Source organism: Pseudomonas aegrilactucae (genome assembly GCF_019168305.1).
Taxonomy (GTDB): Bacteria; Pseudomonadota; Gammaproteobacteria; order Pseudomonadales; family Pseudomonadaceae; genus Aquipseudomonas; species Aquipseudomonas aegrilactucae.
Genome location: NZ_JAHTBI010000010.1, coordinates 64,667 through 86,320, shown reverse-complemented (window position 1 = coordinate 86,320; position 21,654 = coordinate 64,667). Strand labels below are relative to the sequence as shown.

15 protein-coding genes are annotated in these 21,654 nt (G+C 65.5%); 10 read left to right on the top strand and 5 right to left on the bottom strand.

What is annotated here, in order from left to right; translation table 11 throughout:
• Positions 1-19: 19 nt before the first annotated feature.
• The gene (gene exaA, locus KUO17_RS03595; protein ID WP_217973650.1) at positions 20-1,888 is read right to left on the bottom strand and encodes a quinoprotein ethanol dehydrogenase; all 1,869 of its coding nucleotides are present in this window, start codon (positions 1,886-1,888) and stop codon (positions 20-22) included.
• Between the two features lie 275 nt (positions 1,889-2,163).
• Between exaA and pedF the strand changes: the two genes are divergently transcribed.
• Entirely contained in the window at positions 2,164-2,601 is a 438-nt protein-coding gene (pedF, locus tag KUO17_RS03590; RefSeq protein WP_217973649.1) for a cytochrome c-550 PedF, read from the top strand.
• 46 nt (positions 2,602-2,647) lie between these two features.
• On the opposite strand, the gene KUO17_RS03585 is transcribed toward pedF, so the two are convergent.
• Entirely contained in the window at positions 2,648-3,799 is a 1,152-nt protein-coding gene (locus KUO17_RS03585) for an acyl-CoA dehydrogenase family protein (protein ID WP_217973648.1), read from the bottom strand.
• Positions 3,800-3,815: 16 nt separating this feature from the next.
• Positions 3,816-4,886 (bottom strand): enoyl-CoA hydratase/isomerase family protein, encoded by a 1,071-nt coding sequence (locus KUO17_RS03580; RefSeq protein WP_217973647.1) that lies wholly within the window; start codon positions 4,884-4,886, stop codon positions 3,816-3,818.
• Positions 4,887-5,151: 265 nt separating this feature from the next.
• On the opposite strand from KUO17_RS03580, the gene nosP reads away from it, so the two are divergent.
• Together nosP and nahK are read left to right on the top strand one after the other, a co-directional pair.
• On the top strand, positions 5,152-6,315 hold the full coding sequence (gene nosP, locus KUO17_RS03575) for a nitric oxide-sensing protein NosP (RefSeq protein WP_217973646.1): 1,164 nt from the start codon (positions 5,152-5,154) through the stop codon (positions 6,313-6,315).
• Complete coding sequence (gene nahK, locus KUO17_RS03570) at positions 6,245-8,893, top strand: hybrid sensor histidine kinase/response regulator NahK/ErcS' (RefSeq protein WP_217973645.1); 2,649 nt, start codon at positions 6,245-6,247, stop codon at positions 8,891-8,893. The genes nosP and nahK overlap by 71 nt, the downstream gene beginning before the upstream one ends.
• Here nahK and KUO17_RS03565 read toward each other — a convergent pair.
• Together KUO17_RS03565 and KUO17_RS03560 are read right to left on the bottom strand one after the other, a co-directional pair.
• Positions 8,871-9,878: an aldo/keto reductase gene (locus KUO17_RS03565; RefSeq protein WP_217973644.1), complete on the bottom strand. Its 1,008-nt coding sequence runs from the start codon at positions 9,876-9,878 to the stop codon at positions 8,871-8,873. The two genes, nahK and KUO17_RS03565, sit on opposite strands and share 23 nt — an antisense overlap.
• 143 nt (positions 9,879-10,021) lie before the next feature.
• On the bottom strand, positions 10,022-11,353 hold the full coding sequence (locus KUO17_RS03560; protein WP_217973643.1) for an MFS transporter: 1,332 nt from the start codon (positions 11,351-11,353) through the stop codon (positions 10,022-10,024).
• A gap of 161 nt (positions 11,354-11,514) precedes the next feature.
• Here KUO17_RS03560 and KUO17_RS03555 point away from each other — a divergent pair, with 161 nt between their 5' ends.
• The 7 genes from KUO17_RS03555 to KUO17_RS03525 all read left to right on the top strand — a co-directional run bounded on the left by KUO17_RS03555 (position 11,515) and on the right by KUO17_RS03525 (position 21,635).
• The gene (locus KUO17_RS03555; protein ID WP_217973642.1) at positions 11,515-12,627 is read left to right on the top strand and encodes a sugar diacid recognition domain-containing protein; all 1,113 of its coding nucleotides are present in this window, start codon (positions 11,515-11,517) and stop codon (positions 12,625-12,627) included.
• A 92-nt stretch (positions 12,628-12,719) separates the two neighbouring features.
• Entirely contained in the window at positions 12,720-13,856 is a 1,137-nt protein-coding gene (locus KUO17_RS03550) for a glycerate kinase (protein WP_217973641.1), read from the top strand.
• Positions 13,857-14,178: 322 nt separating this feature from the next.
• Positions 14,179-16,308, top strand: a complete 2,130-nt coding sequence (locus KUO17_RS03545; RefSeq protein ID WP_341869580.1) for a TonB-dependent receptor family protein — start codon at positions 14,179-14,181, stop codon at positions 16,306-16,308.
• A 55-nt stretch (positions 16,309-16,363) separates the two neighbouring features.
• Positions 16,364-18,079, top strand: a complete 1,716-nt coding sequence (locus KUO17_RS03540) for an ABC transporter substrate-binding protein (protein WP_217973640.1) — start codon at positions 16,364-16,366, stop codon at positions 18,077-18,079.
• Positions 18,076-19,008 (top strand): ABC transporter permease, encoded by a 933-nt coding sequence (locus tag KUO17_RS03535; RefSeq protein WP_217973639.1) that lies wholly within the window; start codon positions 18,076-18,078, stop codon positions 19,006-19,008. Before KUO17_RS03540 ends, KUO17_RS03535 begins: the two co-directional genes overlap by 4 nt.
• A 25-nt stretch (positions 19,009-19,033) precedes the next feature.
• The gene (locus KUO17_RS03530) at positions 19,034-20,269 is read left to right on the top strand and encodes an acyl-CoA dehydrogenase family protein (protein WP_217973638.1); all 1,236 of its coding nucleotides are present in this window, start codon (positions 19,034-19,036) and stop codon (positions 20,267-20,269) included.
• A gap of 22 nt (positions 20,270-20,291) precedes the next feature.
• Positions 20,292-21,635 (top strand): LLM class flavin-dependent oxidoreductase, encoded by a 1,344-nt coding sequence (locus KUO17_RS03525; protein ID WP_217973637.1) that lies wholly within the window; start codon positions 20,292-20,294, stop codon positions 21,633-21,635.
• Positions 21,636-21,654: the final 19 nt, after the last annotated feature.

Genomic DNA, 21,654 nt, shown 5'->3' with positions numbered 1-21,654 from the left:
GAACGCCCCTCTGGCTAGATCAACGCTGGGCCGTCTTGTCCCACGCCGGGATCTTGAACACCCAGAACGACCCGCCCTGTGCCACCGGCTTGGTCAGTTCGGCCATGTCGCCGCCCCACAACGGCACCGCGCCGCCGTAGCCTACGGTCACGCCGATGTACTGCTCGCCGTCCTGGTCCCAGGTAATGGGCGGCGACACGATGCCGCTGCCGGTCTGGAACTTCCACAGCTCCTCGCCCGTCTTGGCGTTGAACGCCTTGAAGTAGCCGTCGCCCGTGCCGGTGAACACCAGGTTGCCCTTGGTCGCCAGCACACCGGCCCACAGCGGCAGGCGCTCCTTGTGCTCCCACACCATCTTGCCGGTGGTGGGGTCCATGGCGCGCAACGAACCGACGTGGTCCTCGTACATGCGCTTGATGCGAAAGCCCATGCCCAGGTAGGCCGAGCCTTTCTTGTAATTGACCTCCTCGGTCCAGTATTCCTCTTTCCACTGGTTGGACGGCACGTAGAACAGGCCGGTGTCCTGGCTGTAGGCCATCGGGTTCCAGTTCTTGCCCCCCAGGAACGGCGGCGACACTTCGACCGGCTTGCCCTTGGTCTGGCCCGGTTCAGGCTTGGCTGGGCGCTGGCCAGGGTTCTCCACCGGGCGCCCGGTCTTGAGGTCGATATGGCTGGCCCAGGTGATGTTGTCGGCGAACGGGAAGGCGTTCTTCAGCTTGCCGTTGGTGCGGTCCACCACATAGAAGAAACCGTTGCGGTCGGCGTGGGCAGTGGCCTTGTACTGCTTGCCGTCCTTGTCCTTGTAGTCGAACAGCACCAGCTCGTTGTTGCCGGAGAAATCCCAGGCATCGTTGGGGGTGTGCTGATAGAACCACTTGACCTCGCCGGTGGTGGCGTCGACGCCCACCTGGCCCGAGGTGTACAGGCTGTCGTAGTCGTGCGGGTTGCCGTCCTTGGCGGTGCGCGCCCAGGTGTTCCAGGGGCCGGGGTTGCCGGCGCCGACGATGATGGTATTGGTTTCGGCATCGAAGCTTGCGCTCTGCCACGGGGCGCCACCGCCGTGGCTCCAGGCCTCCACCTTGCCGGTTTCGGTGGTGGGGTCGTTCGGCCAGGACGGCGCCTTGACGTCACCGGTAGGGGTGCTGTCCTTGCCGTTCATGCGGCCCATGTGGCCTTCCACGAAGGGGCGCATCCACACTTCCTCGCCGGTGTCCGGGTCACGCGCAAACAGCTGGCCGACCACGCCGAATTCGTCACCGGAGCTGCCGTGAATCAGCAGCACCTTGCCGCTCTTCTGGTCTTTGACCAGGGTGGGGGCGCCGGTCATGGTGTAGCCGGCGCTGTGGTCGCCGAACTTCTTGTTCCACACCACCTTGCCGGTGTCCTTGTTCAGCGCGATCACGCGCGCATCCAGGGTGCCGAAGTAGATCTTGTCGCCGAAGATCGCGGCGCCGCGGTTGACCACGTCACAGCACGGGCGAATGTTGTCCGGCAGGCGATGGTTGTAGGTCCACAGGCGCTTGCCGGTCTTGGCATCCAGCGCGAACACCCGCGAGTAGGAACCGGTGACGTAGATCACGCCGTCGTTGATGATCGCCTGCGACTCCTGGCCGCGCTGTTTTTCATCGCCGAACGAGTACGACCAGGCCGGGGTCAGCTTGAACACGTTCTTGTCGTTGACCTGGGCCAGCGGGCTCCAGCGCTGGGCATTGGTGCCCATGCCGTACTGCAGCACGTTCTGGGTGTTGAGGTGGTCGTCGGCGATGTCTTCCCAGGTCACCGGCTTGGCCGAGGCGGCCGGGGCCAGTGCCATGGCGCCGACCAGCAGCACGGCCTGCACGGCCAGAGACAGAGGGGAAGGCGCGGCGGGTAACGATCTTATTGTCATGGTGGGTGTTCCCAATGGAGGTTTTGGCCTGCATAGACTGGGACGCCAGCGCCTGCGGTGATACGGAAAAACTCCCGCCCTGGCCGGGAAAATGTCCCAGCCGGTGCATGATTTGGCACTGCCCCACAAGCCCTACTACCAAGGGAGTAGCACGCGGCCACCAAAGCAGCATGGGGGTGGCACGCCACGGTTCCTAAGATGCCCGGCAGCACCTTTGAACAGCGGGGTGCCTGCGTGCAAACCGTACAGATAATGCAGCCGTCGAGGGCAGAACAATGACAACAGTGAAGAACGCCTGGATGAGCGCCGTGCTGGTTACCGGCCTGATGAGTACCGGGGCAGTGTTCGCCCATGGCAACGTGACCCCTACCGCGGTCAACACCGGCAACCTGGAAAAGCTCGGTGACCAATGGCGTACCGAAAACCCCTACCGCAACAGCAAGGACCACAACGAGGCGGTTGAAATCGGTGCCTCGGCCTACAACCAGAACTGCGCGGCCTGTCATGGCCTTGAAGCCAAGTCGGGCGGCATCGCGCCGGACTTGCGCCTGCTCGATGTAGGCGAGGCGGGTGACGAGTGGTTTGTCGAGCGCGTGCGCAACGGTGCGGTGCGCGACGGGCGCGTGTACATGCCCAAGATGGCCGACTACCTGAGTCAGGAGGCGTTGTGGGCCGTGCGCACGTACCTGGACAGTGTGCACGTGGAGGAGTAGCGGCATGTGCGGCGCTCTTGAGGTCAAGCGCCGCGCCCTTGCGCCTCTACAACGGGTAGTGCTTCAGTTCTCTGGCAATCAACATCCGCTGAATCTCGCTCGATCCCTCATAGATCTGCGTGATCCTTGCATCCCGGTAGTAGCGCTCCACCGGGTAATCCTCCAGGTACCCATACCCGCCATGCACCTGGATCGCCTTGGAGCACACCCGTTCCGCCATCTCCGAGGCAAACAGCTTGGCCTGCGACGCCTCGCTCAGGCACGGCTTGCCCGCACTGCGCAGGCGCGCCGCATGCAGGATCAGCAAGCGTGCCGCATTGATCTGCACCTGCATGTCCGCCAGCAGGTTGGCAATGCTCTGGTGCTCGTTGATCGGCTTGCCGAACTGGATGCGGTCACGCGAATACACCAGCGCCGCCTCGAACGCCGCCCGCGCAATCCCCAGCGCCTGGGCAGCAATGCCGATACGACCGCCTTCCAGGTTGGACAGCGCAATGGCCAACCCCTTGCCACGCTCGCCCAGCAGGTTGGCAGCCGGGATGCGGCAGTTGTTCAACGTCACCGCACAGGTATCCGATGCCCGAATGCCCATCTTGTGCTCACTGCGGTCCACCACGAAGCCAGGGTTGTCGGTCGGCACCAGAAACGCCGACAGGCCTTTCTTGCCAAGCTCGGGGTCGGTCACCGCAAACACGATGGCCAGCCCCGCACGTCGGGCATTGCTCACGAACTGCTTGGCGCCGTTGATCACCCACTCATCGCCCACCCACTCAGCCCGGGTACGCAGGTTGTGCGCCTCTGAACCCGCCTGCGGCTCGGTCAGGCAGAAACAGCCGATCACCTGGCCGGTGGCCAGGCGCTCCAGCCAGGTGTGTTGCTGTTCATCGCTGCCATAGGCGAGCAGGGGGCCGCAGCCCACCGAGTTGTGAATGCTCATCAGCGCACCGGTGGCGCCATCGCCGGCCGCGATCTCTTCCACCGCCAGCGCATACGCCACGTAGTCGGTGTAACTGCCGCCCCACTGGTCGGGCACCACCATGCCCAACAGGCCCAGCTCGCCCATCTTGGCCACCACGCCATCGTCGATCCAGCCGGCCTTTTCCCAGGCCTGCGCGTGCGGGGCGATCTCGCCACGGGCGAAGTCGCGCGCCATGTCGCGGATCATGATCTGTTCTTCAGTCAGTTCCAGGTCTTGCATGTGCGTACTCCGGCCTTCACAGGCCTTCGAAGAATTGATCCACCCGCGCGCGCGACAGCGCGGCGACGGTGGCAGGGTTCCAGCGCGGTTGCTTGTCCTTGTCGATGATCAGTGCACGCACGCCCTCGATCAGGTCGCCATGCTCGAACCACTGGCGGTCCAGGTGCAGCTCCATGGCAAAGCAGTCTTCCAGGCTCAGTTGTCGACCGCGCCGCAGCATCTGCAGGGTCACGGCCATCGCCAGGGGCGAGCGGGTGGCCAGCAGGTCGGCGGTCTTGAGCGCCCAGTCATGGCTGTCGGCAACCGTGACGGCACGCAACTGCTCCATGATGCTCCCCACATCGGGCAGCGCGAAGAAATGATCGATGGCCGGGCGCAGGGCGGCCAGGGGCGGGTTGTCGAGGGCCTGGGTGCCAAGCTTGGCCAGCACACCCTGCAGGTCCTTGAGCGGGTGATCGCTCCACTTCAGGCTGTCGAGCCGCTCGTCCAGGGCCGGGAGCCTGGCGCTGTCGACATACCAGTCGGCCAGCCCGCAGTACAACGCATCGGCGGCCTGTATCTGCACGCCGCTGACGCCCAGGTAAATCCCCAGCTCGCCGGCGATACGCGAAAGAAAGTAGCTGCCGCCCACGTCCGGGAAGTAGCCGATGCCGGTTTCGGGCATCGCCAGGCGGCTGCGCTCGGTGACCACGCGCAGTTCCGCGCCCTGGGCCAGGCCCATGCCGCCGCCCAGGGTGAAGCCGTCCATCAGCGCCACGATGGGCTTGCGGTAATGATGAATGCACAGGTCCAGCGCGTACTCCTCGACGAAAAAGTCGCGGTGCAGGCTGTCTCCTGCCTTGAAGCTGTCGTACAGCGAACGGATGTCGCCGCCGGCACAGAACCCCTTGGGACCTTCACCGCGAAGCACCACGGCGCGCACGTTCGGGTCGGCGGCCCAGGCATCGAGCGCAGATTGCAACTGGCGCACCATGCTCAACGTGAGGGCGTTGAGGCCGGCGGGGCGGTTGAGGGTCAAGTGACCGATATGGTTGCGAACTTCGGCCAGTACGGGGGTATCGACCGAGGCTTGAGCGTGCGCGGTCATCGCTGTCTCCCTGCTTTGTTATTGATTTTCCACATGATTTGTTGCGGCGTGGACGCGTGTTCAAGGATCGAAGGATCGTAACAGTGCAATTTTGCCTGTGACAATCGGCAAAACTGCAGGCCCAGTCTGCATCTTTGCATCATGGGCAGGGCCATGACAAACCTACAACCAATGCCACCCCCACCCACTACCCAAGTAGCATTCGACCCTCTCCAACCCCTTCGTACACTGAGTGCACCCGCCCATGCCCCCGCCGGAGGCCTTCATGCACCATCCCCCCGCCGAGGGCATCGTCAGCGCCGTTTCGCGCGCCAGCGTCGCCGAAGAGGCCGCGCAAGACCTCGCCCGCCAACTGCTGCACCCGCACCTGGGTTTCGTGCTGTTCTTCTGTTCCGCCGAATACGATCTACCCGCCCTGGCCCAGGCCCTGCAGCAAAGCCTGGGCGGCATCCGCCTGGCCGGCTGCACCAGCGCCGGCGAGATCACCCCCGAAGGCTACGGTCGCGGCTGCATCACCGCGCTGGGCTTCGACCACCGGCAGTTCTCGATCGCCGCCGAACTGATCGCGCCCATGCAGCACTTCAGCCTGATCGACGCCCAGCAGATGATCGAACGTCTGGTCGGCACCTGTCGCAGCAATACCCTGGCGCCAATCAAGGGCCACAGTTTCGCCCTGACCCTGCTCGACGGTTTGTCCAGCCGCGAAGAGACCGTGCTGGCCGCCCTCAGCGCGGCCCTGGGCGATATCCCGCATTTTGGCGGCTCGGCCGGCGACGACAACTACTTGCACCACACCCATGTGTACTTCGACGGTGCCTTCCACAGCAGCGCCGCCGTGATGCTGCTGGTCAACACCTGCCTGGATTTCGAGGTATTCACCACGCACCACATTCAGCCGCGCCAGGAGAAGTTGGTGGTCACCCGCGCCGACAGTACTTTGCGCCGGGTCTATGAACTGAATGCCGAGCCCGCCGCGCAGGAGTACGCCGCCTTGACCGGCTTGCCTGCCGACGAACTCGACCACCGCACCTTCGCCGCACACCCGCTGGCGGTGCGCATCAACGATCGTTACTACGTGCGTGCCATCCAGCAGGTGCACGACGACGGCAGCCTGAGTTTCTACTGCGCCGTGGAAAACGGCATCGTGCTCACTGCCATGCAACCAGGCCCCTTGCTGCCCAACCTGCGTACGCTCTTCGACGGCTTGCGCGAACGTCTCGGGCCGCTGCTGCTGACTATCGGCTGCGACTGCTTCCTGCGCCGCCTGGAACTGCAAGGCAGCGCCGAACTCGACGCGGTGGGTGACTTCCTGAAGCAACAGCCAGTGGTGGGTTTCAACTCCTACGGAGAACAGTTCAATGGCATGCACATCAACCAGACCTTCACCGGTGTTGCCATCGGACAGCCACGAGCCCGGCGTGGCGTCTGAACAGGCCGGACTGATCGCCCGGCTGCAGCACCAGAACTGCAAGCTGCAGCGCATCAACGCCGCCTTGATCGAGCGCCAGGAGTCCGGTGCAGCGCGCCCTGACGACGCCTACGCGGCGTTCCAGCACTCGGTGGTGCTGGCCGAACAGGTGCGCGAACGCACCGACGCGCTCAACCAGGCCATGGCCGAACTCAAGGCCAGCAACCACCTGCTCAGCGAGGCCCGGCTACGTGCCGAAACAGCCCACCAGCACCTGGTGGACGCCATCGAGAGCATTTCCGACGCCTTCGTGCTGTTCGACCCGCAACAGCGCATCGTACTGTTCAACCAGCGCTTCAAGGCGTTCTGGGCCAACAGCCGCATCCGCATCATCAGCGGCATGCGCCTGGCCGAGGTCAAGCGGCTGATGCAGAGCACCGGGCTGTTCAGCGAGGAGCAACGCGGCGCCACTGCCGAACACCTGTTGTATCGCCTGCAGGGCGGGCGCTGGTTGCAGGTCAGCGAGCGGCCGACCCAGGGCGGCGGGCGGGTCATGCTGTTTACCGACATCACCGAGCTCAAGCGTAGCGAGACCCATCGCCGCGAACAGGCCGTCGCGCAAAAATCCCACCTGCTGCAACGTGCCGTCGACAACCTGTCTCAGGGCGTGGCGATGGTCAACGCCGATGGCGTGCTGGAACTGTGGAACCGGCGTTTTCTCGAACTCAGCGGCCTGGCACCGATCGCCGCGCACCGCGACTTTGCCGAAGTGATCGGCGACAGCGAACTGGCGCTGCTCACACCGGCCAGCCTGGACAGCAACGGGCGCAGCATTCACGAGCTGGAACAGCGCCTGTGCGACGGGCGCATGCTCGAGGTGCGCACCCATCCGCTGCCGGCCGGTGGTTTCGTCAATACCTTTACCGACATCACCGAGCGCTACCAGCACGCCGAAGCGCTGAGTGAAAGCGAACGCTGGATCCGCCTGATCACCGACCATGTGCCGGCATTGATCGCCTACCTGAATGCCGACCTGGTGTACGAGTTCACCAACAAGGTGTACGAGCAGTGGTACTGCTGGCCACGCGGGGTGATGCTCGGCCAGAGCCTGCGCGAGGTGCACAGCGCCGAGCACTACCAGCGCCTGGAAAGCTATGTGGAGCGTGCCCTGGCCGGCGAGAGCGTTACGTTCGAATTCGCCGAAACCAATGCCCATGGCCAGGAACGCTACATGCTGCGCTCCTACGTGCCCAACCCGTTGGCCAACGGCGAAGTGGTGGGGATCTTCGTGCTGATCCGCGACATTACCGAGCGTCGGCGTACCGCCGAAGCCTTGCACCAGGCCTACCAGAACCTCGAACTGCGGGTGCGCGAACGCACCGCCGAGCTGACCCAGCTCAACGGCCAGCTGCTGCGCGAGATCGAGGAGCGGCGCCGGGCCGAGGCGCGCCTGCGCGACGCCAAGCAGGAGGCCGAGCAGGCCAACCTGTCCAAGACCAAGTTTCTGGCGGCGGTCAGCCATGACCTGCTGCAGCCGCTCAATGCCGCGCGCCTGTTCACCAGTGCGCTGCAGGAGCAGAACAGTTCCAGCCCGGCGCTGGTGCGCAACGTGAGCAATTCGCTGGATGACGTGGAAAGCCTGCTGGGCACCCTGGTCGATATCAGCAAGCTGGATGCCGGGGTGATCAAGGCCGATGTCGCCACCTTTGCCGTCAGCGACCTGCTCGACAACCTGGCTGCCGAGTTTGCCCAGGCCGCCGCCAGCGAGGGCCTGCGCCTATGCTACGTGCCCTGCGGCTTGCGTGTGCGCAGCGATATCCAGTTGCTGGCCAGGATCCTGCGCAACCTGCTCAGCAACGCCATCCGCTACACCCCCAGCGGGCGCGTGCTGCTGGGGTGCCGGCGGCGTGGCCAGCGCGTGTTCATCGAAGTGTGGGACAGCGGCATCGGCATCGCGCCGGACAAGTGCAGCGAGGTGTTCCAGGAGTTCAAGCGCGGCGACCTGCAGCGCCCCGACCAGGACCGCGGGCTGGGCCTGGGGCTGGCGATCGTGGACAAGATCGCCGGTATTCTCGGCCACCGTGTGCACCTGCGTTCAACCCCCGGCAAGGGCTCGGTGTTCGCCATCGAGATGCCGCGCAGCAAACGTGCGCCACGCCGTGAAGCGCAGGCACTGCAGGCCGAACCCCTGACCGAGCGTCTGGACGGTGCGCGTATCTGGGTGCTGGACAATGATGCGGCGATTTGCGCGGGCATGCGCAGCCTGCTGGAGCAGTGGGGGTGCGAGGTGACTACCGCGCTGAGCGAAGCCGACCTGACGCGCCAGGTGGCGCTGGAGCATGCGGTGGCCGACCTGTTGATCGTCGATTATCACCTGGACAACGACCGCAACGGCCTGCAAGCGGTGGCGGCGATCAATGCCAGGCGCAGCAAACCGCTACCGGCGCTGATGATCACTGCCAACTACGGTGTGGAGCTCAAGCAGCAGGTCCGTGACCTGGGCCACAGCCTGCTGCACAAACCGGTGCGGCCGATGAAGCTCAAGGCCGCGATCAGCCACCTGATCGGTTGCGAACTCAGCGTGCCTGCCGCCCACTGACAAAGTGCGCGGTATCGTTGTAACCGTGGGTGGAGGCGTGGCCCGGGGTCACCAGCGTGTCGATGAAGGCTTCGTCTTCGGCGGTGATCTTCACCTGCAGCGCGCCGCCATAGGTGTCCCACTGCGCTTCGGTACGCGGGCCCACGATGGCCGAGCTGACGTGCTGGTTGTTGAGCACCCAGGCGATGGCGAACTCGACCATGCCCACACCCTTGGCCTGGGTGTAGGCGTGCAGCTTCTGCGCGATGGCCAGCGACTCGCTGCGCCATTCGGTCTCCAGGATGCGCTTGTCCTGGCGCCCGGCGCGGCTGTCGGCGGCCGGGGTGGCGTCGGGTGCGTACTTGCCGCTGAGCACCCCGCGTGCCAGCGGGCTGTAGGGCACCACGCCAAGGCCATGGCAGGCCGCGGCGCTTAACTGTTCCGGTTCGGCCTGGCGGTTGACGATGTTGTACAGCGGCTGGCTGATGATCGGCTTGGGTACGCCCAGGCGCTCGGCCACGTTGCAGATCTCGGCGATGCGCCAGCCGCGAAAGTTCGACACGCCCCAGTAGCGGATCTTGCCCTGGCGCAGCAGGTCGCCGATGGCCGCCACGCTGATGTCCAGCGGGGTGTTGTGGTCTTCGCGGTGCAGGTAGTAGATATCGAGGTAGTCGGTGTCCAGGCGGGTGAGGCTGGCATCGATCGCATTGAAGATGTGCTTGCGGCTCAGGCCGCTGCGATTGGGCAGGCCTTCGGCAGGGCCGAAGCCGACCTTGGACGCCACGATCCACTCATGGCGGTGGCGGGCAATGGCTTCACCGACGATTTCTTCGCTGCGCCCGGCGTTGTACACGTCTGCGGTGTCGATGAAGTTGATGCCCTGGTCCCAGGCCTTGTCGATGATACGCAGCGCGTCGTCGGTGCGGGTCTGCTCGCCGAACATCATGCTGCCCAGGGTGAGGGCGGAGACCTGCAGGCCACTGCGGCCCAGGGGACGGTAGATCATGCTGGAGAATCCTTTTGCGTGAAGGGATTCGATCCGTTGTACAGGGTAGAAAGCTTCGCTGGCAAGCCAGCACCCACGGGGTCTTGTGAACACCGAAGCACATTGTGGGAGCTGGCTTGCCAGCGAAGCAGGCGACGCGGTCCTCAGTTGGCCAGGGCTTTGACTGTGCCGGTTTTGCTGCGCGAGACCCGCAACGCCACCAGGCTACCCACCACGATCAACCCCGCCAGCGAATACAGCGCCGCATCGGTGGAGCCGGTCTGGTCCTTGATCCAGCCCACCAGGTAGGGGCTGAGGAAGCCGGCCATCTGGCCCACCGAGTTGATGATCGCCAGGCCCGCCACCGCGGTACCGGCGGTCAGCAGGGTGGTCGGCATCGGCCAGAACATCGGCAGGCCGGTCAGCGCGCCCATGGTCGCGATGCTCAGGCCGAGAATCGCGATCACCGGGCTGTGCGCGAAGTTGACTGCAATCAGCAGGCCCACCGCACCCATCAGCATCGGCACCACAAGGTGCCAGCGACGCTCGTTGCGCAGGTCTGCCGAACGCCCCACCAGCAGCATGAATACCCCGGCCAGCAGGTACGGAATGGCGCTCAGCCAGCCGATCAGCTGCGCATCGTTGAAGCCCATGTTCTTGATGATCGACGGCAACCAGAAGTTGATCGCGTACACCCCGCTCTGGATGCAGAAGTAGATGAAGCCGAAGGTCCAGATCAGCGGGTTGGCGAACACCGACAGCAGGCTGTCGCTGGCGGTTTTCGGCTTGGCATCGGCATCGGCGCGCAGGTCGGCGTCCACCGCCTGGCGCTGCGCCGGGCTGAGCCAGCGGGCCTTGGCAAAGCCGTCACTGAGCAGGAACACCGCCAGGCAGCCCAGCACCACGGTCGGCAGGCCCTGGATCAGGAACATCCACTGCCAGCCGGCCAGGCCGCCCTGGCCGGCGGCGAAATGATTGAGGATCCAGCCCGAGAACGGCCCACCGAGCAGGCCCGACACCGGAATCGCCGACATGAACAAGGCCATGATGCGCCCGCGTCGATGCGCCGGGAACCACTGCGAGAGGTACAGCACGATGCCCGGGAAGAAACCGGCTTCGGCCGCACCGGTCAACAGGCGCAGCACGTAGAACTCCATGGGTGTGGTGACGAACAGCAGGCAGGTCGACAGCGTGCCCCAGGTGATCATCATCAGCGCGATCCAGCGCCGCGGGCCGAAGCGGTTGAGCGCCAGGTTGCTGGGCAGGCCGCACAGCACATAACCGATGAAGAAGATGCCGGCGCCAAGGCCATAGATGGTTTCGCTGAACTTCAGCGCATCGAGCATCTGCAACTTGGCGAAGCCGACGTTGACGCGGTCCAGGTAGTTGAACAGGTAGCAGACGAAGATGAACGGGATCAGCCGCCAGGTGATGCGCCGGTACAGCGCGTTGCGGTCGACGTCGTGGCCTTGGTCAGGGGCAGGGCTGTATGACATGATTCTCTCTCTGTTGTTATGTTTATCGCCGCAGGTCTGCATCGAGGCAGCTGCTGTGACGAGTCTCGTTGAGCCAGCGGGCGCTGTCTTTGTGCTTTTGCACAGCCTTTGCGCCCTGGCGCTGTGCCCCGGACCAACCCATGCGACCACAAGGATCCTCCATGTTCGAGCTCGACCACGACCTGGCACAGGATATCGTCGATCGGGCGATGGCCATTCTGCCGTACAACGTCAACGTCATGGACAGTCAGGGCCTGATCCTGGGCAGTGGCGAGGTACAGCGCATCAATACCCGGCACGAAGGTGCGCAACTGGTGCTGGCCAACCAGCGCATCGTCGAGATCGACGACGAAGCTGCCAAATGCCTGAAGGGCGTGCAGCCCGGGGTCAACCTGCCGCTGCTGCTCGACGGGCGCCTGATCGGCGTGCTCGGCATCACCGGCGACCCGCAGCAACTGCGCACCTATGCCGAGCTGGTGCGCATGACCGCCGAGATGCTGCTGGCCCAGCGCCACCTGCAGGTGGAGCAGCAATGGCGCAAGCAGCGCTGCGATGACCTGCTGGCCTTGCTGCTGGGCGGGACCGGTGATTCGCCGCGCCTGGTCGATGAAGCCAGGCAACTGGGGCTCAAGCCGCAACTGACCCGCATCCCCTGCCTGTTCGAGCTTGAGGAGGGCCCGGCCGCCGAGCCGCTGGCCGCCTGGCTGACTGCGCGTTACCCCGACAGCTGGTGCGTGAGCCCGGCCCGCCAGTCGTTGCTGTGGTGCCGCCCGGCCGGTACTGCGCTGGATGAACAGCGCTTGCTCGACAAGGTGCAGGCCCAGGGCTGGCAGGTGCAGCGCCTGGCGGTGGCCGGGCCGGCCGATGGGCTGGACAACCTGCGCCGTGGCTACCGTCGGGTACGTGACCTGCTGGCCTATGGTCGCGAAGTACTGCCCCAGGAGCGCCTGTTGACCCTGGCACGCTATCGGTTGCCGGCGTTGCTGTGGCGCCATCGCCATGACGATGCGCTGGACGAGCTGCTGGCGCCGTTGCAGCGGGTTCGCGCCAAGGACACCAGCGGGCAGTTGCTGGCCACGCTGCGTGCCTGGTGCGCGCATGATGGGCAGAGCCAGGCGTGCGCCGAGGCGCTGGGCATTCACCGCAACAGCCTGCGCTACCGGCTGGAGCGCATTGGCGAAGTGAGCGGGGTGGACCCGTTGCGGCTGGAGGGGATGTTGAGCCTGTACCTGGCGTTGCAGTTGCTGCCTGCGCACAGCGGATTGTCCAACTGAACAAATAACCTGGCGCCACCTTGTGCATCCGACCGACGCCTGCAACCCCCGTAACTGGCAGCATGCAGCCTATCTGGATCAGGAGTACACCCATGAAAATCGTCATCGCCCCCGACTCGTTCAAGGACAGCCTGAGTGCCGAAGGCGTGGCCGCTGCCATTGCCCAGGGCCTGGCCGAGGTGCTGCCGCAGGCGCAACTGGTGTGCTGCCCGATGGCCGATGGCGGCGAAGGCACCATGCAGGCGCTGGTGGCGGCCTGCGCCGGCGAGCAGCGCACGCTGCAGGTAGTCGGCCCGCTGGGCACCCCGGTGCAGGCCAGTTGGGGCTGGTTGGCCGACAGCCACACCGCGATCATCGAAATGGCCCAGGCCAGCGGCCTGCAGCTGCTTGAACTGGCGCAGCGCGATGCGTGTCGCAGCAGCACCTTTGGTACCGGGCAACTGATCGGCGCGGCGCTGGATGCCGGTGCCCGTCAAATCATCCTGGCCATTGGCGGCAGTGCCACCAACGATGGCGGCAGCGGCATGCTGCAAGCACTGGGCCTGCAACTGTTCGACGCCGACGGTCGCGAACTGGAGCCGGGCGGCCTGGCCCTGGCGCAATTGGCGCGCCTCGATGCCAGCACGCTCGATCCGCGCCTGGCCCAGGTGCAGGTGCAGGTAGCGGCGGATGTCGACAACCCGCTGTGCGGCGCCAACGGCGCCTCGGCCATCTTCGGCCCGCAGAAGGGCGCAAGCCCCGAGCAGGTGGCCTTGCTCGACCGCGCGCTGGGGCACTTTGCCGACCATTGCGCAGGGTTGCTGGAAGAGGATGTGCGCGACTTTCCGGGCTGCGGCGCGGCGGGGGGCATGGGCTTTGCGGCCAAGGCCTTCCTGAATGCGCAGTTCCGTGCGGGGATCGAGGTGGTGGCCGACCTTGCCGGGCTGGAAGCGGCCGTGCGCGGGGCGGACCTGGTGATCACCGGGGAAGGGCGCTTCGATGCGCAGACCCTGCGCGGCAAGACACCGTTCGGCGTGGCACGCATTGCCAAGCGCCACGGGGTGGCGGTGGTGGTGATTGCCGGTACGTTGGGCGAAGGCTACCAGGACCTGTATGCCCATGGCATCGATGCGGCCTTTGCCGTGACCAGCGGGCCGATGAGCTTGCAGCAGGCCTGCGCGCAGGCGGCGCCGTTGTTGCGTGATCGGGCGCGGGATGTCGCACGGCTGTGGGCGTTGCGCTCGAGCTGACATTGCCTTCGCTGGCAAGCCAGCTCCCACAGGAGCTACACCACCCCCAGGGGCAGTGGGTACCTGTGGGCGCTGGCTTGCCAGCGAAAGGGTCGCCGCGGTTATATGGATATACCACCAACTACCAACTGTTCACCACGCAACACCTTCTCGACACTAGCACCGTATAACAACACTACGTCTTGCTCCATTCCCTGCGGTTCCCCAATAAACAAGGCACTTCGCCAGTTGGCACGCTCGCTGCAATAGTCACCGTGAGATTGACTATACCAATAGAAACTCGCCTATTTTCAATCAGGTGGGGAGCAAGACCTTGAAACGCGTGCATTGGGCAACTTCGGCAGTATTGCGACATTCATCCCTGTTCGCTGTGAGCAGCGCTCTATTAACCTTTACGCCCCTGGCGTCGGCCGCCGACACCAGCCCCAACGGCGACAAGCGCCTGGGCACAGTGACCGTGCAGGCCGCCAAACAGACGCCTGCGCAAGCCGCACAGGCCAAGCTCGACGAGGTCGCCGGCGGTACCAGCCTGGTCACCCAGGCCGACGTCGAAAAAGGCCGCTCGGCCACACTGGAAGATACCCTGGCCTATCAACCGGGCGTCTATGCCCAGGCCGCCGGTGGCAATGACGCGATCAAGATTTCGATTCGCGGCTCGGGCGCCAATACCTCGCCCGGTTATTTCCGTGAAGGCACCAAGTTCCTCTTCGACGGCCTCGCACTGACCGGTGCCGGTGGTACGCCCTATGAACTACTGGATACCCAGGGCCTGAACTACACCGAAGTACTGCGCGGCGCCAACGCCTTTGAATACGGCGCGTTGTCGCTGGGCGGCGCGATCAACTTCGTGACCCACTCCGGGCTCACCGCGCCGGGCAATCGCATCAAGGTCGAAGGTGGCAGCTTCGGCTGGCAGAAGCAGACCCTGAGCACCGGTGGCGTGGCCGGCAACGCCGACTACTTCGTCAGCGTCGACAACTCCAGCCGTGACGGCTACCAGGACTTCACCTTCACCAAGGCCAAAGGCGTGGTCAGCAACTTCGGCTACCGCTTCAACCCCAAGCTTGAAACCCGCCTGTACATCCGCTACCGCGAGGAGTACCACGAGAACTCGGGCGCGCTGACCCGCGCCCAGCTGAAAAAGAACTCCACTCAGACCAACGTGGCCACCCGCGACACCCGTGGCGACTCGACCAAGCGCGGCTCTACCTGGGTCGGCAGCAAGACCACCTACACCTTCGATGACGACGCCACCCTCGAAGCGGGGCTGGTGTACCACAACTATCCGCAGATCCTCAGCCGTCAGAGCACCGTCAACCCCAACTACTGGGACTGGCGCGACATCAACTACTCGCTCAAGTACAGCCGCACCGACCAGCTGTTCGGGCTGCCGAGCACCAGCACCGTGGGTTGGAGCAGTACCGAGCATGTGCGCTCGGGCGTGCGCACCTACCGGGGCGACAAGGACCTGGGCGTGCTGCAGAAGCAGGTCGAGTACGATGGCTCGTTCGACCACGTGTTCAGCCTGGGCAACGACCTGGGGCTGACCGACAAACTGTACCTGGCCACCGGCCTGTCGGCGATCCAGATCAAGCGCGACATCAACGTCACCTTCAGCGACCGGGCCAATACCAGCGGCCTGCCGGACCACTACCAGTACGATGAATGGAAGCTGGCGCCGCGTATCGGCCTGCGCTACTACATCGCGCCAGACGTGCAACTGTTTGCCAACGCCAGCCGCTCCATCGACCCGCCAAGCTCCTGGTCCAGCTCTGGCTCCGGGGTCACCAGCAACTACGCCAAGCCACTGGTACCGCAAGCGGCCAACACCGTCGAGTTCGGCATCAAGGGCAAGGCGGGGGTGTTCGACGGCAGCCTGGCGTTCTACAAGTCGTGGATCAAGAACGAGCTGCTCAACGTCGAAGTGCTGCCGGCCACCAGCACTTCGGCCGCGGTGGTGTCCACCTCCAACGCCACGCCGACCATTCACCAGGGCATCGAAGCCGGCTTGAGCACTCGCCTGTGGGAAGGCGCCAATGGCGACAGCCTGACCTGGCGCCAGGCCTACACGCTCAACGACTTCCACTACGAAAACGACCCGCTGTTCAAGCAGAACGAACTGCCGGGGCTGCCCAAGCACGTGTACCAGAGCGAGCTGCAGTACCAGTGGGCCAGCGGTTTCTATGCCGGGGTCAATGTGCGTTCGGTGTCGAGCACGGCGGTGGACTACGCCAACAGCTTCTACGCACCGTCCTACACGCTGTGGGGCGCGCGGCTGGGCTACGACGACCCGGGCAAGACCTGGCAGGTGTACCTGGACCTGAAGAACCTCACCGACCAGGACTACGTGACCGCTGTGCTGCCGACCTACAACGCGCAGGGCAGGGACGTCGCGTCGCTGTACCCGGGTGACGGTTTCGGCGCCTTCACCGGCGTGACCTACAACTTCTAAGCCCGCGCGGCCAGCGTCGTGGTGCACAGGCACCCGGCGCTGGCGGAGGAAGCACATGACCCTGATCACAAGGCTCGCACGCCTGGCCGTACTCGGCAGCGTGATGGCGCTGGGCGCCTGCAAGCCGGCCGACGAACTGCCGCACGCAAGCCGTTCGACCCTGGACGGTGTGCTGCGCGACGGCAGCGTGAGCTACGCCGCCGAGGACTTTCGCGAGGCCAGCCCTGGCAAGCCGGGCGGTACCTTGCGCGTCACCACCGCGCTGGACACCACCACCCTCGACGTGCACTCGATTTCCCACGGCAACGTGCAGTGGCTGGGGCGCATCCTGTTCGACTGCCTGCTGTACCAGGACGAGCAGGGCAATATCTCGCCGTGGCTGGCCAAGTCATGGGAGATCTCGCCCGATGGCCTGACCTACACCTTCCACCTGCGCGATGACGTGACCTTCAGCGACGGCGAGAAATTCAATGCCCGCGCCGTGCAGGTCAACCTTGAACACATGCGCGACCCGGCAACCAAGTCACCCCTGGCGGCGGCCTACATCGCGCCGTACGTGGATGGGCGGATTGTCGATGAATACACCTTCGAGGCGCGCCTGCGCGAACCGTACTCGCCGTTCCTCGACGTACTGGCACAGTCCTGGCTGAGCATGCTCTCGCCACGCCAGATTCTGCAGGCACCCAAGTCCATCGCCGAACACCCGATCGGCACCGGGCCATTCGTGCTTGAAAGCTACACCCGCGAACAGAGCCTCACCTTCGTCAAGCGCAAGGGCTACCACTGGGCCCCGGCCGTCACCCGGCACAGCGGCGAAGCCTACCTGGACCGCATCGAGCTGAGCATCATTCCCGAACCGATGATCCGCTTCAGCGCGCTGGAGTCGGGCCAGTCGGACTTCACCGTGGATGCCCCGGCGCAGAACGCCAAGGCCATTCGCGCCAACCCCGATCTGCGCATGCACAGCCGCATCCGCAAGGCCAACCCGTTTCGCAGCATGGTCTTCAATGTCGAGCGCTTCCCGTTCCAGGACGTACAGGTACGCCGCGCGGTGGCCAAGGCCATCGACCGTGAAGGCCTGACGTGGATCACCGGCTTTGGCGAGTACCAGGCCAAAGGCGATTTTCTCGCCGCCAATACGCGCTATTACGACCCCGCCTTCAAGGACGTGCTCGGCTACGACCCGGCCGAGGCCAACCGCCTGCTCGACGAAGCGGGCTGGGCCCAGCGCGATACCGACGGTTATCGGGTCAAGGACGGCCAGCGCCTGGCCGCCCGGTTGGTCACCTATGAGACCGGCGCCTACCCCAGCAGCGTTGGCGTGGCGATCCAGGCTGATCTGAAAAAGATCGGCTTTGAGCTGACCATTGACCTGATGCCCCTGGCGCAGTTCACCCAGTACCGCTATTCGAGCAACTTCCAACTGCTGGCCGGCGGTTACTGGCACACCAACACCCCGGACGGGCTGTACATCCTCTACCACAGCAACGCCATCAGCACGCCCAAGCTCATCGGCCAGAACGCCGGTCGCTTTCGCGATGCCCCGTTGGACGCGGCACTCTCGGCAGCGCGGCGCTCCACCGACCCGGCCGAACTGGCGGCGCTGTACCGCACCGCGCAACAACGCCTGGTGGAAACCGTGCCGGCGATACCGGTGTTCGAGGCGCATGTGGTGGTCGCCTACCGCAAGGCGGTCAAGGGCGTGATCTTCGACACCTCGCACAACACGCCCTTCTTTACCAGTGTATGGCTCGACCCGGAGGTCCAATGAACACCCTGCGCCTGTTAGTGCGTCGACTGTTGTCCGGCCTTGGCGTGCTGTGGGGCGCCGCCACGCTGACATTCCTGGCCATCAACCTGAGCGCCGGTGACCCGGCACTGGCCATCCTCGGTGGCCCTGAGGCCATGCCCAGTGCCGAACTGATCGCCCAGGTACGCGCCGAATATGGACTGGACCAGCCCTTGATCGTGCAGTACGGCCAGTACCTGGGGCGCCTGGCCCAGGGTGACCTGGGCGAGTCCTATCGCTTGCGCATCCCGGTGGGGCAGGTGATTGCCGGGCAACTGGGCGCCACCGTGCAATTGTCGCTGGCCGCCGCGGCGCTGGCGGTGCTGCTGTCGGTGCTGGTGGCCGTGACCACGGCCAACCGCGCGGCGTGGATCCGCTCGCTGGTGTCGGGCACCGAACTGGTGTTGTCGTCGGCCCCCTCGTTCGTGATCGGCCTGGTCCTGCTGCTGGCGTTCGCGTTCGGCTGGCACCTGTTGCCACCGTCCGGCTCCAAGGGCTGGCAGGCCCTGATCCTGCCCAGCGTGGCGCTGGCCCTGCCGGTGGCGGCAGTGCTCAGCCAGGTGCTGCGCCAGGAACTGGAAGACATCCTCGAACAACCCTTCATCGCCATGGCCCGCGCCCGCGGCCTGTCCGAAACCGGCGTGCGCCTCAAGCATGCGCTGCGCCACGCGCTGGTGCCGCTGGTGACGCTGTCCGGGTTTGTGTTCGCCAGCCTGCTGGGCGGCGCCGTGGTCATCGAACTGCTGTTCTCGCGCCAGGGCATCGGCCGGCTGATGCTCGACGCGGCACTTTCCAAGGACATGCCGCTGCTGCTGGGGATCACCCTGCTGGCCGCCGCCATCTACGTGGTCGTGAACTTTCTCGTCGACCTGATCAATCACTGGGTGGACCCGCGCGCCAAGGCCGTGTGATGCCATCTTTCTGCAAGGACCTGCCATGACAGAGCAAACCTCCTACCGCGCGCTGCAGGCGCGCTTCCAACCGCTGTTCGAGCAGATCGGCGCCGGTGCCGTCGAACGCGAACAGCAGCGCGAACTGGCGTTCGAGGCCGTCCACCTGCTACGCGATGCCGGCTTCAGCGCCTTGCGCGTACCCCAGGCCCATGGCGGCGCCGGGGTCAGCCTGTCGGTGCTGTTCAGGCTGTTGATCGACCTGGCCGAAGCCGACTCCAACCTGCCGCAGATCGTGCGGGCGCATTTCGGCTTTGTCGAAGGGCGCCTGTCCAGCCGCGATGCCGCTTCCCAGGACTACTGGTTCGCCAAGGTCGTGGCCGGGCAGCTGTGGGGCGCGGCCATGGCCGAGCGCAGCGACAGCAGCACCAACTCGGTGAGCCTGGCAGCAGGCGAGGGCGGCTGGCGGCTCAATGGCGAGAAGTACTACTGCACCGGCACTATCTATGCCGACTGGGTCGCGGCCGTGGCCATGCACGACAAGGACTTCGTCAGTGTGGTGGTGGCGGTGGATGCCCCGGGGGTGACCCGTGAGGACGACTGGGACGGCTTTGGCCAGCGCCTGAGCGGCAGCGGCACCACCCGCTTCGACAATGTCGAGGTGCCCGAGGCGCATGTGCTGCGTCGCTTCAAGCCTGGCGAACTGCGCGCCGAGTCGTACATTTCGGCGTTCTACCAGCTGTTCCACCTCGCCACCCTGGCCGGCATTGCCCGCGCCGCGTTGCGCGATGCCAGCGCCTTCGTGCAGGGCCGCACCCGTGCCTTTGGCGTACCCGGCCAGTCCAGCCCCAAGGACGACCCGCTGGTGCAGCGCGTGATCGGTCGGCTGTCGAGCCTGGCCTACGCCAGCGAAACCCTGGTGCTGGCCAGCGCCGAGGTACTGGAGCGGGTGCACCAGGCCGAGCTGAGCGATACCGCGCAAGAGGCCGATTACGTCGAGGCCGATATCCGCACCTTCCAGGCCCAGCAGGTGGTGTTGGAGCAGGTGCTCGAAGCCACCACGCTGCTGTTCGAGGTGGGCGGCGCCTCGGCCACCAGCCAGGCCCGGCGCCTGGACCGACACTGGCGCAACGCACGCACCCTGGCCTCGCACAACCCGGCCATCTACCGCGAACGCGCCCTGGGCAACTATTACCTCAATGGCGTGAGCCCGGGCGCGGCCTGGCGTGCGCTGCATGCGCAGGACGGCGCCACCGTGCGCGATGAAGCCAGCGCGGTTTGACCACAGATCAGGAGCAGCTGCCATGAGCCAGCCCGCAAAACAGATGAGCATCGGCATGAATATCCTCGGCTTCGGCGCGCATGCCGGCGCCTGGCGCAAGGCCGAAGTACCCGCCAATGCCTACCTGGACGTCGAGTACTACCGCAACATCGCGCGCATATCCGAACGTGGCTGCCTGGATGCGATCTTTCTCGCCGACGGCCCGGCGCTGGCCGGCGACATCGCCCAGCACCCGGCCGGGCGCCTGGAGCCCACCGTGCTGCTGACCGCAGTAGCGCTGGCCACCCGGCACATCGGCGTGATCGCCACGGCGTCGAGCACCTACAACGACCCGTTCAACCTGGCCCGGCGCTTCAGCTCGCTGGACCATATCAGCGGCGGGCGTGCCGCCTGGAACGTGGTGACCAACGCCGGGGACGCGGCGGCGCAGAACTTCGGCCTGGCCGGCGCGCCACGCCATGTGGACCGCTATGCGCGGGCCGACGAGTTCATCGACGTGACCCTCAAGCTGTGGGACAGCTGGGAAGACGACGCGGTCATCGGCAACGCCGCGAGCGGGCGCTTCGCCGACCCGCACAAGGTGCACAGCATCGATTTTGTCGGCGAGCATTTTTCGGTCAAGGGCCCGCTCAACCTGCCGCGCTCGCCCCAAGGCCGGCCGGTGCTGGTGCAGGCCGGCTCGTCCGAAGGCGGCAAGGCGCTGGGTTCGCGCTATGCCGATGCGATCTTCACCACCCAGACCACCTTGCCCGATGGCCAGGCGTTCTATCAGGAGATGAAGCAGCGTGCGCACAACTGGGGGCGCAACCCCGAGCACCTGAAGATCATGCCTGGCCTGTCCACCGTGATCGCCAGCACCGAGGCCGAGGCGCATGCGCGCTTCGATGAACTCAACGCCTACCACGGCGAGGTCGGCCTGGTGCAGCAGTTGGCCTTTCGCGTCGGGCTGTCACCGCACGAACTGGACCTGGACGCGCCGCTGCCGTGGGAGCGCATCGGTCCGGTCAGCGAATTCGAGCGCGGCTCGCACGGTTTTCTCGAGGCGCAACTGAACCTGGCGCGCCGCGAGAACCTGACCATTCGTGAACTGTCGCGGCGCATCCTGGTCGGCCACCGCCTGCTGGTCGGCACCCCTGAACAGGTCGCCGACACCCTTGAACACTGGTTCCGCGCCGGCGCCGCCGACGGCTTCAACATCATGCCCGACATGTTCCCGTCGGGCGTGGAGGTGTTCGTCGAGCAGGTGGTGCCACTGCTGCAGCAGCGCGGCGTGTTCCGCCGTGAATACACCGGCAGCACCCTGCGTGACCACCTCGGCCTGCCGTACCCGGCCAGCCAGTACCAACGCGCGGCCGAGGCCGTCTGAACCGATTAGCGAGGCATAC

Coding starts and splice junctions, on each gene's coding strand:
- exaA (WP_217973650.1), bottom strand. CDS start 1,888: ATGACAATAAGATCGTTACCCGCCGCGCCTTCCCCTCTGTCTCTGGCC.
- pedF (WP_217973649.1), top strand. CDS start 2,164: ATGACAACAGTGAAGAACGCCTGGATGAGCGCCGTGCTGGTTACCGGC.
- KUO17_RS03585 (WP_217973648.1), bottom strand. CDS start 3,799: ATGCAAGACCTGGAACTGACTGAAGAACAGATCATGATCCGCGACATG.
- KUO17_RS03580 (WP_217973647.1), bottom strand. CDS start 4,886: ATGACCGCGCACGCTCAAGCCTCGGTCGATACCCCCGTACTGGCCGAA.
- nosP (WP_217973646.1), top strand. CDS start 5,152: ATGCACCATCCCCCCGCCGAGGGCATCGTCAGCGCCGTTTCGCGCGCC.
- nahK (WP_217973645.1), top strand. CDS start 6,245: ATGGCATGCACATCAACCAGACCTTCACCGGTGTTGCCATCGGACAGC.
- KUO17_RS03565 (WP_217973644.1), bottom strand. CDS start 9,878: ATGATCTACCGTCCCCTGGGCCGCAGTGGCCTGCAGGTCTCCGCCCTC.
- KUO17_RS03560 (WP_217973643.1), bottom strand. CDS start 11,353: ATGTCATACAGCCCTGCCCCTGACCAAGGCCACGACGTCGACCGCAAC.
- KUO17_RS03555 (WP_217973642.1), top strand. CDS start 11,515: ATGTTCGAGCTCGACCACGACCTGGCACAGGATATCGTCGATCGGGCG.
- KUO17_RS03550 (WP_217973641.1), top strand. CDS start 12,720: ATGAAAATCGTCATCGCCCCCGACTCGTTCAAGGACAGCCTGAGTGCC.
- KUO17_RS03540 (WP_217973640.1), top strand. CDS start 16,364: ATGACCCTGATCACAAGGCTCGCACGCCTGGCCGTACTCGGCAGCGTG.
- KUO17_RS03535 (WP_217973639.1), top strand. CDS start 18,076: ATGAACACCCTGCGCCTGTTAGTGCGTCGACTGTTGTCCGGCCTTGGC.
- KUO17_RS03530 (WP_217973638.1), top strand. CDS start 19,034: ATGACAGAGCAAACCTCCTACCGCGCGCTGCAGGCGCGCTTCCAACCG.
- KUO17_RS03525 (WP_217973637.1), top strand. CDS start 20,292: ATGAGCCAGCCCGCAAAACAGATGAGCATCGGCATGAATATCCTCGGC.